This is a genomic window from Verrucosispora sp. ts21 (genome assembly GCF_002879555.1).
In the GTDB taxonomy this organism is placed as follows: Bacteria; Actinomycetota; Actinomycetes; order Mycobacteriales; family Micromonosporaceae; genus Micromonospora; species Micromonospora gifhornensis.
On sequence record NZ_PNOZ01000033.1, the window covers coordinates 21,680 to 33,474 of the forward strand.

Sequence of the window (11,795 nt, forward strand, 5' to 3'; positions counted from 1 at the left end):
GGATTACCCCTCGTGCCCCTCGAACCGCATCGTCCACCGCGTGAGCTGCTCACCACCGGCGCGCTGGCGCTCGCCGTCGTCGCCGTGTCGTCGTCCGCCCCGCTGATCGCCTTCGCCGCCGCGCCCGCGCTGGCTGTCGCGTTCTGGCGCAACATGATCGCGGTGGGCGTGCTGAGCCCGTTCGCGGTGCTGCGGCGGCGGGCCGAGTTCCGCTCGTTGGTCACCGGTGCCGGGCGGCGCGAGGGCATGTTCTGCGTGCTGTCCGGGGTGGCGCTGGCGGCGCACTTCGCCACCTGGATGCCGAGCGCGAAGCTCACCTCGGTGGCCGCGGCGACGGCGTTGGTCGCCACCCAACCGGTCTGGCAGGGGCTGATCGCCCGGGCCCAGGGCCGCCGGCTCCCGGCCGGGGTGTGGGCCGGGATCGGTGTGGCGGTCGTCGGTGCCGTGCTGGCCACCGGCGCCGACTTCACGGTGTCCGCGCAGGCCTTCACCGGTGATCTGCTGGCGGTGGTCGGTGGACTGTTCGCGGCGATCTACACGGCGCTGGGGGAGCGGGCCCGGGTCACCGTCAGCACCGCCACCTACACCACCATCTGTTACGGGGTCTGCGCGCTGATCCTGCTGGTGATCTGCCTGGTCGCCCGGGTGCCGCTCGGCGGCTTCGACACCGGGACCTGGCTGGCGGTGCTGGCCCTGGTGGCCGGCGCCCAACTGCTCGGCCACTCGATGTTCAGCTATGCGCTGCGGCGGGTCTCGGCCACCACGGTCAGCGTGTTGATCCTGCTGGAGGCGCCCGGCGCGGCCCTGCTCGGCTGGGCCTGGCTGGGGCAGCTGCCCGACCCGGTGACCCTGCCCGGCCTGGCGCTGCTGCTCGTCGGGGTCGCGGTGGTGGTGCTGAGCAGCGCCCGTACCGCCCGCCGGGCGACCCGGGTGAACACCGCCGTGCCGGTGGACGCGGCACCGATACGCGACTGACGGCTCAGACCTCGTTGACCTCCAACACCCGGGTCTGCGGCGCGGCGTCGCCCAGCTCGGCCCGTAGCGCGAGCCGCTGCGGGTCGGCCAGGAACGCCGTGTACCCGGCCCGGGTGTCGAACCGGATGACGTGCACCTCGGTACGCCCGTCGCCGGTGCGCAGCCGCCGTTCCACCCGGCCACCGTGCCGACGCAGCAGCGCGAGCACCTGATCCTCGTACCGTTGCCCGGCCTCGACCGCCGTGCCGGCCAACTCCACAAGCGCGACCAGGCGTACGGCGGCGGCAGACTCGGTGACAAGCGACTTCCAGAACTGGTGGTCGACGTGACCGCCCGGGATGCCCTCCCGTCGCCCGGTGTCGAGGTAACCGTGCCGCCGGTAGAAATCCGGGGCCTGGAACGAAAACGAGGCGACCGAGATCTGGGTGCAACCGCGTCGTCGGGCCTCCTGCTCGGCTGCCGCCAGCAACCGCGTACCCCAGCCCTCGCCCCGGCGGTCCTCGCGGACCCACACCATGTCGATCCCGGCGCAACCGCCCCAGGTCCACCCGGTCAGCCCGGCCACCAGTTCGCCGTCGGCCCCGGTGACCCGGACGCAGAGCCCCGACTCGTCGTCGGCGCCGGTCGCCCGCCGGTTGTAAGCGGTCAGTTCCGCGTCCAGCCGCTCGGTCAGCTTCTCGTCGTTGTCGAGTACGTCGATACTCACGTCCCCCGTGGTCACCACGGGCGGAGTATTCCAACGTCCCGCCCTTCCCGCGACCCCGTCGGCGGCAACGTGGTCGTCCCCGCCCGACGCTGCGGTGGTCAGGCGGGCAGACCGACTGCGGCGGCGCTGGTCGTCCAGAGCCGGGCGGCGAGCTGCGGGTCGGCCGCCTTGCGCAGCGGCCGGCGGGGTCGGCAGTCGAAGTAGTAGCCGCCGTCGTGCAGGCGGGACCGGTCCTGGTTGGCCAGCCACACCAGGGTCTGCGCGCCCTTGCCCGGACTGCGCAGCGGAAGCAGGCGCATGCCCACCGCGACCAACCGGCTCTCGTTGCCGAACCTGGTCCGCACCACGCCGGGATGGAAGCAGTACGAGCCGACCGCCGGCCACCGCCGGGCGGCCTCCGCGGTGAACAGGATGTTCGCCTGCTTGCTGGTGCCGTACGCGGTGAGCGGGCGGTACCGGCGCAGCGGGGCGTTGAGGTCGTCCGGGTCGAGTACGCCACTGCGATGAGCGCCGGAGGCGGTCACCACCATCCGGCGGACCCGGTCGGCCAGCAGGTTGGCGAGCAGGAAGGGAGCCAGGTGGTTGGCCTGGATGGACAGTTCGAAGCCGTCGACCGTGGTGACCGGCGCGAGCACGATCGCGCCGGCGTTGTTGGCCAGCACGTCGATCCGGTCGTACGCGGCCCGCAACTGCTCGGCCAACTGCCGGACGTCGTCGAGTACGGCGAAGTCCGCGCGGAACACCGCAGGGCGTTCGCCGGAGGCCTCGCGTACCTCGGCGGCGGCGGTGCGTAGCCGGGACGGATCGCGGCCGACCAGCACCAACCGGTCGCCGCGGCGCGCCAGCTCGATGGCGGCGGCCAGCCCGATGCCGGCACTGGCTCCGGTGACCACCACCAGCCGACGGTCGGTGTCCCGCACAGATCCATTCACGCCGATCACCGGATGAGGTTACCGTGACGCCCGCCGGTCGGGGCCCGCTCGACCTTGCCGCCGGCGGGCCCGCGCCGTCTAGACCGTGGACGAACTGGAGATCGCGAAGATGATCAGGATCACGTAGACGGCGACCGCCAGCGCGAGGAAAGCGGTGAGGATCCAGCCGACGATGATGGCGGCCTTCGCCATGCCCTCACCGCCCTCGCCCCGCTCACGGATCTGACGCATGGCGACGTGCCCCATGATCGCGCCGATCGGCGCGGTGATGCACGAACCGATGCCGATCAGGGAGAGCACCAGGGCGACGATGGCCAACGAGTTCGTCGGCTGCGGCGGTGGGTAGCCGTACCCCGGCTGCGGATATCCGTAGCCGGGCTGGGGCGGGTAACCGGCCGGCGGGTACGGGGCGGGAGCCGGCGGCGTGCCGAGGTCGGACTTCATGCCACCGTACGGGTCGGCGGGTTGGTAGGGGTCGTACCCGGCGGGCTGGGACGGTACGGGCGGCGGACTCGTCGGCAGAGTGGGGTCGACCGGCGGGCTGGAGGGCTGGCCGGCCGAGGGGTCGGGCCAGCCGCCGGACGCGGGCTGTGTCATCGGCTCACTTCCATCGCGGTATCGGGCAGTCAGCGTAGCCAGCCCGGGCGAGGACTCGCCGGACAGTGTCCCCGGGTGCCGCGTTGCCCGAGGCGGTGACGCAGGGCAGGATCTCGGCATGGGGATTGACGCGCGAGCGGCGGACCGGTCCGGCAGCAGGCCGCGACGGGACAACAGCCGACCAGGTGTGGCCCGACGGACCCGCGCCGCCGTGACGGCCGGCATGGAGGGCACCGACGCGCCGGCCGTGCTGCCCGAGCCGGTGACCATGCGGCTGGACGGCAAGGTCGCCCTGGTCACCGGTGCCGGCAGTCCCGACGGCATCGGGTACGCCACCGCCCGGCGGCTGACCGACCTGGGGGCCCGGGTGGCGATCGTCTCCACCACCCGGCGCATCCACGACCGGGCCGGTGAACTCGGGGTGACCGGCTTCGTCGCCGACCTCACCGACGAGTCGGAGGTCGGTGCGTTGGCCGACGCCGTGGCCGAGCAGCTCGGTGACGTGGAGGTCCTGGTCAACAACGCGGGGTTGGCCAGCCGCGCCTCCCCCGAGGTGCTGCGCCCGGTCTCCCAGCTCAGCTACGAGGAGTGGCAGGGCGAGATCGACCGCAATCTCACCACCGCCTTCCTGTGCAGCCGGGCCTTCATCGGCGGGATGGCCGAGCGGGGCTGGGGCCGGATCGTGAATCTGGCCGCGACCGCCGGGCCGGTCAACGCGCTGCCCACCGAGGCGGCGTACGCGGCAGCCAAGGCGGGTGTGGTGGGGCTGACCCGGGCCCTGGCGATGGAGATGATCGCCGACGGGGTGACGGTGAACGCGGTGGCACCTGGCACCATCCACACCGCAGCGTCGACGATGGCCGAGATCAAACAGGGTCTGGGCACACCGGTGGGACGACCCGGTACGCCGGACGAGGTGGCCGCCGCGATCACCTTCCTCTGCTCGCCGGCGGCGTCGTACATCACCGGGCAGATGCTGGTGGTGGATGGCGGCAACTCTGTGCGCGAGGCCGAGTTCCGCTGAGTCGGGTCAGGTGTACTGACTGTCCGAGCCGGCCCAGATCGCCAGCGCCAGCCAGCCGCAGCAGGCCAGCAGGTAGAGACCGGTGAAGATGTAGCTGAGGATCAAGCCCCAGTTGGCGAGTTGCTCGCCCTGCTCACCGCTGGTGCGTAGCTGCCGCTTGGCCAGATGGCCGAGGACGATGCCGGCGGGCGCGAAGACGAACGCGAAGACCAGCGACAGGATGGCGAGCACGTTGGTGCCCCCACCGCCCCCACCGCCTCCCGACGGTGACGGTGGGCCGTACTGGCCGTACGGCACCTGCGGGGTGTACGGGGGCTGCTGTCCCCACTGCTGGCCGTGCGGCGGCTGGCCCGGCTGCTCGTACGACGGCTGCCCGTACGCGGGTTGACCCGGGTACGGCTCGCCGTACTGCCCGTACGGGGGCTGCCCGGTCTCGCCGGGTGGCCCGTACTGCGGCTGCCCGTACGGCGACGGCGGCGGCTCGTACGGCGATGGCGGCTGATCCGGCTCTGGCGGTTGACTCACGCTGATCTCCTCCGTCCGCCGCTCGCTGCCGGTAGCCGTCGGATGACGCCCCCATGTCGGGACGCTACCTGCACCGGAGAGCTTTCACAGCGGTTCGGTGGACTGCCCGCACCGGCCTCTGTTCCGGGCGGGTCGGCTGCTCCTGACGGGTCGGCGGTGCCTGGGCGGCTCAGCCCAGCCGGGTCAGGCCGGCCAACGCCCGCTCGACGGCGATGCAGCGGTTCTCGACGTAGTCGATCCCGGCCTGCTCGGCGATCTGGCGGGCCTGCGCGGAGACGATGTCCTGCTGCAACCAGACCGCCGGGGCACCGATCGCCACCGCCTGCCGGACCACCTCGACGGCGTCCTCCGCGGGCCGGAACACGTTCACCAGGTCGACCGGGTGCGGGATGTCGGCGAGCGTGCGGTACGCCGGCTCGCCGAACAGTTCGTCGGCGAACGGGTTGACCGGGATGATCCGCCAGCCCTGCCGTTGCATCGCCGCCGGCACGCTGTGGGCCGTCTTGTCCGGGTCACGGGAGGCGCCGACGACGGCGATCACGGCGGATTCGGCGAGGATCTGGCTGGGGGAGCGCACACATCGACTGTAGTCCGGCGGATGCGGTGCGGACGTCCGGGCCGACACCCTGCTAGAGCAGGCTGAGCTGCTCGGGTGCGGGGGCCGGCGAGGCCGGCACCTGGCGGTGCTCACCCCGATCGGGCCGGTGCAGGCCGTGTCGCCGGGCGGCGACGCGTACCCGGGCGGTCAGCTCCCGCTGGTAGGGCTGCGGCGCGTAGGCACCGGACCGGTAGAGCTCCCGGTAGCGGGGGACCAGGTGGGGATGTTCCCGAGCGAGCCACTGGGCGTACCACTCGCGGGCGCCGGGTCGCAGGTGCAGCGGCAACGGTGTCACGCTTGCCGCCCCGGCGGCGGCGATCGCCGCGACGGTGGCGTCGATGGACTCGTCGTCGTCGCTGAGGCCGGGCAGGATCGGTGCCATCAGCACCCCGACCTCGAAGCCGGCGTCGGTGAACTGGCGTACGGCGTCGAGCCGTCGCTGCGGGCTCGGGGTGCCCGGCTCGACCGAGCGCCACAGTCGCTCGTCGACGAAGCCCACCGAGAACGACACCCCGACCCGGGCAACCTGCGCCGCCTGCCGGAGCAGGGGCAGGTCACGCACGATCAGAGTGCCCTTGGTCAGGATCGAGAACGGGTTGGCGAAGTCCCGCAGCGCCTCGATGATCGACGGCATGAGCCGGTATCGCCCCTCGGCCCGCTGGTAACAGTCGACGTTGGTGCCCATCGCCACGTGCGCGCCACGCCATCGCGGTGCGGCCAACTCGCGGCGCAGCAGCTCACCCGCGTTGACCTTGACGATCACCTGCCGGTCGAAGTCCGCTCCCGCGTCGAAGTCCAGATATGTGTGGGTCTTCCTGGCGAAGCAGTACAAACATGCGTGGCTGCAACCCCGGTACGGATTCACCGTCCACTCGAACGGGACGCGGGAGGTGCCCGGCACCTTGTTCAGGATCGATCTGGCGCGCACCTCGTAGAACGTCATGCCGGCGAAACCCGGAGTGTCGAAGGTGCGGACGACCGCGCCAGGCAGCGCCAGCGGCAGGGGTGGAGTCGCTGGCGCTGCCTGTCCGGGGACTCCCTCGACCGGGGGAGCGGTGAGGTTCTCCCAGCGCATGACAGTCATTCGAACACACGTACGACAGGCCCGCAAGTGGCACGCCGGGACCGGTACGCGACCGCAACGGCGGCCGGAGACGGCGGTGGCCGGGACCTCACGGCCCCGGCCACCACTCATGCGTCCTGCGTCGTCAGTGGTTGTGCTCGGCGAGCTTCTTGCGGACGTCGTCCATGTCCAGCGCCCGGACCTGCTCGATCAGGTTCTCCAGCGCCGACTCGGGCAGCGCGCCCGGCTGGGCGAAGACGATCACGCCGTCGCGGATCGCCATGATCGTGGGAATGGAGCGGATGTCGAACTTGGCCGCGATCTCCTGCTGCGCCTCGGTGTCGACCTTGCCGAAGGTGATGTCGGAGTGCTTGTCGGACGAGCGCTCGTATACCGGAGCGAACCGCTTGCAGGGGCCACACCAGTCGGCCCAGAAGTCGACCAGGACGATGCCATCGCTCTCAGTTACCTGGTCGAAGTTAGCGGTGGTCAGCTCGACGGTTGCCATCTGAATCTCTCCGATCACGCGGAACAGCTACGTCTGGTGGAACTTCGCGCCACCCTGTCGCATTCCCGTCGGGGCATCCCCGAAACCGGGCCGAGGGCCGCAGCGCTGGAGCTTTAGCACACATCGATCATCTCCGGTTTATGGTGGCACCGCCTGCGCGCAAATGCATGTCGCATTTGCGTGACGGCGGGTGATGGGAGCGTTTCCAATTAGGACCGGCTTCAATCGTGCTACGGAACGGTAACTTGGGCGTTGACGGGCACCTATGCGACCTGCAGAGATCGCCTGGAAGGGGACGTTTGATAACGCAGAGTAATGTAACAAAAATATAAATGTGACCTCGGTCTCTGTGCAGTGGGATGGGCGTACGGCAGAATCTTGAGCCATCAGAGCGTGGGCGGCGGGTGCCGGGGAGGGCCCCGCCGCTCATTGCGTCCGGCCCCGGTTGACGGCCTTCTTCGCCGCGGCGGACCAGTTGCCGCGAGCCCGTTGGCGGCCACCCGGGCCCGGATGCCTTTCTCCTCCGCTACCGCCTGCCGCGCTGGTTTCCGTCCAGCCGCACCGCGCCGGTTTCGCCACCCGCGCCGATTTCCGGTTGACGGCCCCTGACCAGCGACGCGGCGCATATGCTGACGCCGGAGGTCGCGCCATGAGCGAGCGCAGCGAGCGGGTCGGCAGACGCGGCGCCGAGGTGCCTCGGGTCGGCGGCAGGCGTGGCGGAGGGCCGGCGGATCCCGGGTCCAGTACGGCGACGCCTCCTGACGGCATGGCGCGATGCGGAGTGCGGGCGTGAGCCGGCCGGCCCCCGGCGGGCCGCCGCAGGCCGACCACCCGAACGTGTTCCCCGCCGCGACGGGCTACTCCGCCACCGAGTGGGATCTGATCACCGGTCTACCCGGCCGGGTGATCGCGGTCGCCACCCAACCTGGTCCCGGGCGGCCGTACCCGGGCGTGGCGGCCGGGCTCGCCGGCCTGGAGGCGGTGGCGGCCGGACGCGCCTTCGACAGCGACCTGGTCCGTGCCGTGGTGGCCGCGATCTACACCCGACACGAAGAGGCGAGCGCACCGCAACCGCAACCGCGACCCGCCGACCTGGTGGACGTGCTCGCGGCCTGCCGGGCGGTCGTCCGGATCCTCGACCGTCGGGCCGACCTCGCCGACTCGGCGGCCTACCGGCAGTGGGTGCAGTCGGTGGCGGCCCGGGTGTGCCGCGCCGGGTCCGCCGTACCGCCGGACGGCACGCTGGCTCCGGTCGACCGTCGCCTCCTGGACCGAATCGGTGGCGCCCTCGCGCTTCGCTGACCTCGTGCGCCCGTCGGTGCCGACCGGCAAGGGGCGTACCCTGCCTGACCGTGACCGATGAGCAGTACGAGGTCGGCGTGGGTCCCTGGCAGGGGGATCCGCCGGACGACCCCCGCTACGACCCGCAGCTGCTCGCCGAGGGCGACCGGCGCAACGTGGTCGACCGCTACCGCTACTGGCGGCGCGAGGCGGTGGTCGCCGATCTTGATCTGCGTCGGCACGACTTCCACGTGGCGATCGAGAACTGGCAGCACGACATGAACATCGGCACGGTGGTGCGCAACGCCAACGCCTTCCTCGCGGCCGAGGTGCACATCGTGGGCCGACGGCGGTGGAACCGGCGAGGCGCCATGGTGACCGATCGCTATCAACACGTACGCCATCACGAGTCGATCGACGACTTCGTCGCCTGGGCGGGGCGACACGACCTGCCGCTGGTCGGGATCGACAACCTGCCCGGCTCTCGTCCGATGGAGAGCAGCACGTTGCCGCGCCGGTGCATCCTGCTGTTCGGTCAGGAGGGACCGGGCCTGTCGGACGCGGCCCGCGCCGCCTGCGACCAACTCTTCTCCATCGCCCAGTACGGCTCCACCCGCTCCATCAACGCCGGCGTGGCGAGCGGGATCGCCATGCACGCGTGGATCCGAGCCCACGCCGGCCCGCCACCGGACTGACCGGCGCGCCGCGCCGAATGGCGACATCGCCGCCGGCAATGGCGCCGCTCCGCTTGACGGCGGGCGGCGGGCGGGTGACGGTGGAGACGTGACTGTTGCGGTGAGTTGTCCGAGATGCGGCGGGTCCGTGCGGCCGCCGGACCTGATGCACGCGGAGTCGCGCTGCCCCGACTGCGGCCCGGTCGCTCCGCTGCACGTACCCGAGAACATCGGTGCCGAGATCGTGGCGAGCGTGGTCGACCGGATCCAGGCCGCGCAGACAGGGCAACCGGCGGTGCCGCTCTGGTGCCCGTGGCCGTTGCCGCCGGGCTGGACCACCACCGGCGTGGCGTGGGCCGGCGACGACCGGCTCGGCGTACGTGCCACCGCGGTCGCCTGCGCCGGTCCGGAACCGCTCGGTGGTGGGCCCGCCGACCTGGTGTTCGTGGCCGAGGAGCCGGGGGTGGGGCTGGGTGCCCGGTACGCCGGGGTGCCGGGTCCCGATGCGGGCCCGGAACTCGCCGAGGCGTTGACCGAGCCCGGCCCCGGTCATCCGGGCCATGTCGGACGGGCCGGCATCAAGGTGGCCGGTCACCCCACTCCACTGTGGTTGATCAATTCCCTGACGGATCGAAGCGCGTACGCCGGCGAGGCTCGGGGATTGTGGCTGTATGCGATAGCCTGGCCCGCGAGCGCGGGACATCTGCTTGCCGAGGACGTGGTGTTGCACGACCTGGTGGAGTGGACGCCAACCGAGCTCGTGTACGGCGCACCGTCTCCCTACCTGCACGGGAAGGCTTGACAAGCCCCCCGGAATGTCGGAGAACGGACGCAGATATTCACGGTAAGACACCACGCTGATACTCTGGGTGCCGCTGCGGTAATGGGACCCGGCGCCGCGCGAGAGGATGGCCCGCCATGGTCAAGAAGGTCCTCACCTGGGCCGGAATCGCATTCTTGATCTTCTTTGTCGCCTACCGGCCAAATTCTGCTGCGGACGTGTTCAAGTCGCTCGGTGGCGGCATCATGGACATCGCACAGGGCTTCGGCGACTTCTTCACCAGCCTGGTCGCCTAGCCGCCGATGGGAAGCCCCTCCGGCCCGCCCTTCGATCCCGACGACCCTGATCGGGCCCGTCGGGAACAGGACACCGAGCCGATTCCCCGGATCGACCCCGATGACGGTCCGGGCCGCGGCCCCGGTTCGCGCCCCGACCCCTACTCCTCCGACGGCCCGTTCTTCTCGGACGACGCCGGCTACGGACCAGGGCCCGACTACGTCGACGACGACCGGTCGGGGCGAACCTGGGTGCGGGACCCCGAGGCGGGCTACCAGCCGCCTCAGATCTCCGAGGACGAGCTGGCAGGGCTGCGCGCCGACGCCAGTGGCATGACCCCACGCCGGGTCCTGCCACTGGAAGACGAGCCCAGCTCGCTGGTCGCCCGCTATCTCTTCCCCACCGAGCGCTACCGGGGCGAGTGGAAGCGGCACTGGGTCCACCTCGCCACGCCTATCGTCGTCGGTGTCGCCGCGACCTTCGTGCTCGGCTACCTCTCCGGCTTCCTCGCCGGGCAGGACGTCGGGGCGCTCACCACTGTCGCCGTGCTGCTCTGGTTCGCGGTGATGGGCTGGGTGGCCTGGAAGGTCGCCGACTGGTGGTACGACCGGTTCATCCTGACCAACAAACGGGTCATGGTGGTCAACGGCATCATCACCCGCAAGGTCGCCATGATGCCGCTGACCCGGGTCACCGACATGAAGTACGAGCAGTCGCCGGCCGGCCGCGCGCTCAACTACGGCACGTTCGTGCTGGAGTCGGCCGGTCAGGAGCAGGCGCTGCGCGAGGTCAAGAACCTGCCCAACCCCAATGAGCTCTACCTGCGCGTGGTCGAGGAGATGTACGAGCCGCAGGCGGTCGAGGCGCGGTTGGGCAAGGAGCAGGACGAGGCCAAGGCTGACGACGGTGCCTGACGGTTCCTGACCGAAAATCGGAGCTAAAGCACATCTTCCGCCCTCGACCTGCTGGTCCGGCCGTGGCAGGCTGCCCGCAGAGCCCGGTACGGGAGGTGGCGCGTGGCCAGCAGTGATCCGCTGGAGGACGAGTTCCGTGACTTCGTCACGGCCCGTTCCAGCGCCCTGCTGCGGACCGCGTACCTGCTGACCGGAGACTGGGGCACCGCGGAGGACCTGCTACAGACCGCGCTGACCAAGACGTACCTGGCCTGGAAGCGCCTCGGCGGCATCGAGGCGATCGAGCCGTACGCCCGGCGTGTGATGGTCAACACGTCGACGAGTTGGTGGCGGCGTCGTTGGCACGGCGAGCGACCCACCGAGGTGCTGCCCGAACGGCCCGGCGTCGACGAGATCGAGCAGCAACTGGACCGGGATGTGCTCTGGCGGCACCTGCGGGCGCTGCCCGCCCGCCAGCGTGCCGTGCTGGTGCTGCGCTTCTACGAGGACCTGTCGGAGTCGCAGACCGCCGCCCTGCTCAACATCTCGACGGGCACGGTCAAGAGCCAGACCTTCCGCGCGCTGGCCACCCTGCGCCGCCGGATCGGCGCGGACGAAGCCTTCACGCTGCCGGGCGCGGCGTCGTCGAGCGTGGACCCGCCCCGGCGGACGACCGCCGCGCCGCGGACCGGCCAGCCGCTTCCGGCCCGGCGGACCCGTCCCGCCACCCCGGCGCCCGCGACCCCGGCACCGTCGACTCCGACAGGTGTCCCGGATGCGGCCGGTCAGTCCGACCCGGCGATCGCCGCGCATCGGCAGGACCGGTCCGAGGGCGCGCCGGAGATGGCTGCGCAGCGGACGGCCGTCGCGGGGTCCGCGCAGCCCCCGGGCATCGCCGCGAAGCCGGACGGTGCCCTGGCGGGGGAACGGCGATGAACGCCGTTCCTGGAGATCGTGACAAC

15 protein-coding genes are annotated in these 11,795 nt (G+C 71.4%); 8 read left to right on the forward strand and 7 right to left on the reverse strand.

Annotation, left to right across the window (positions count from 1 at the left end; all coding sequences use genetic code 11):
- The first annotated feature begins 12 nt into the window (after positions 1-12).
- On the forward strand, positions 13-975 hold the full coding sequence (locus C1A38_RS16030) for a DMT family transporter (RefSeq protein ID WP_102658622.1): 963 nt from the start codon (positions 13-15) through the stop codon (positions 973-975).
- Positions 976-979: 4 nt separating this feature from the next.
- On the opposite strand, the gene C1A38_RS16035 is transcribed toward C1A38_RS16030, so the two are convergent.
- From C1A38_RS16035 to C1A38_RS16045, 3 genes are all read right to left on the reverse strand, one after another.
- On the reverse strand, positions 980-1,681 hold the full coding sequence (locus C1A38_RS16035) for a GNAT family N-acetyltransferase (protein WP_233196854.1): 702 nt from the start codon (positions 1,679-1,681) through the stop codon (positions 980-982).
- Positions 1,682-1,779: 98 nt separating this feature from the next.
- Complete coding sequence (locus tag C1A38_RS16040) at positions 1,780-2,622, reverse strand: SDR family NAD(P)-dependent oxidoreductase (RefSeq protein WP_373306836.1); 843 nt, start codon at positions 2,620-2,622, stop codon at positions 1,780-1,782.
- Positions 2,623-2,691: 69 nt separating this feature from the next.
- Positions 2,692-3,210, reverse strand: coding sequence for a DUF4190 domain-containing protein (locus tag C1A38_RS16045; protein WP_102658625.1), 519 nt, complete (start codon positions 3,208-3,210; stop codon positions 2,692-2,694).
- A gap of 118 nt (positions 3,211-3,328) precedes the next feature.
- Between C1A38_RS16045 and C1A38_RS16050 the strand changes: the two genes are divergently transcribed.
- On the forward strand, positions 3,329-4,234 hold the full coding sequence (locus tag C1A38_RS16050) for an SDR family NAD(P)-dependent oxidoreductase (RefSeq protein ID WP_102658626.1): 906 nt from the start codon (positions 3,329-3,331) through the stop codon (positions 4,232-4,234).
- A 6-nt stretch (positions 4,235-4,240) separates the two neighbouring features.
- Here C1A38_RS16050 and C1A38_RS16055 read toward each other — a convergent pair whose 3' ends face one another.
- From C1A38_RS16055 to trxA, 4 genes are all read right to left on the reverse strand, one after another.
- Positions 4,241-4,759 (reverse strand): DUF4190 domain-containing protein, encoded by a 519-nt coding sequence (locus tag C1A38_RS16055; RefSeq protein ID WP_102658627.1) that lies wholly within the window; start codon positions 4,757-4,759, stop codon positions 4,241-4,243.
- 169 nt (positions 4,760-4,928) lie between these two features.
- A complete protein-coding gene (locus tag C1A38_RS16060; RefSeq protein ID WP_102658628.1) occupies positions 4,929-5,336 on the reverse strand; it encodes a CoA-binding protein in 408 nt (135 codons plus the stop codon).
- 52 nt (positions 5,337-5,388) lie between these two features.
- Positions 5,389-6,432 (reverse strand): Rv2578c family radical SAM protein, encoded by a 1,044-nt coding sequence (locus C1A38_RS16065; RefSeq protein ID WP_102658629.1) that lies wholly within the window; start codon positions 6,430-6,432, stop codon positions 5,389-5,391.
- A gap of 133 nt (positions 6,433-6,565) precedes the next feature.
- Positions 6,566-6,928: a thioredoxin gene (gene trxA, locus C1A38_RS16070; protein WP_102658630.1), complete on the reverse strand. Its 363-nt coding sequence runs from the start codon at positions 6,926-6,928 to the stop codon at positions 6,566-6,568.
- 789 nt (positions 6,929-7,717) lie between these two features.
- Here trxA and C1A38_RS16075 point away from each other — a divergent pair.
- The 6 genes from C1A38_RS16075 (at position 7,718) to C1A38_RS16095 (ending at position 11,769) form a co-directional block, all read left to right on the forward strand.
- Entirely contained in the window at positions 7,718-8,230 is a 513-nt protein-coding gene (locus C1A38_RS16075; protein WP_102658631.1) for a hypothetical protein, read from the forward strand.
- 50 nt (positions 8,231-8,280) lie between these two features.
- Positions 8,281-8,904, forward strand: a complete 624-nt coding sequence (locus C1A38_RS16080; protein WP_102658632.1) for a TrmH family RNA methyltransferase — start codon at positions 8,281-8,283, stop codon at positions 8,902-8,904.
- Between the two features lie 100 nt (positions 8,905-9,004).
- On the forward strand, positions 9,005-9,685 hold the full coding sequence (locus tag C1A38_RS16085; protein ID WP_343898575.1) for a DUF6758 family protein: 681 nt from the start codon (positions 9,005-9,007) through the stop codon (positions 9,683-9,685).
- A gap of 116 nt (positions 9,686-9,801) precedes the next feature.
- On the forward strand, positions 9,802-9,960 hold the full coding sequence (locus tag C1A38_RS31385) for a hypothetical protein (RefSeq protein WP_007455302.1): 159 nt from the start codon (positions 9,802-9,804) through the stop codon (positions 9,958-9,960).
- A gap of 6 nt (positions 9,961-9,966) precedes the next feature.
- Positions 9,967-10,854, forward strand: coding sequence for a PH domain-containing protein (locus C1A38_RS16090; RefSeq protein ID WP_102658633.1), 888 nt, complete (start codon positions 9,967-9,969; stop codon positions 10,852-10,854).
- Positions 10,855-10,956: 102 nt separating this feature from the next.
- A complete protein-coding gene (locus tag C1A38_RS16095) occupies positions 10,957-11,769 on the forward strand; it encodes a SigE family RNA polymerase sigma factor (RefSeq protein ID WP_102658634.1) in 813 nt (270 codons plus the stop codon).
- The last annotated feature ends 26 nt before the right edge of the window (positions 11,770-11,795 follow it).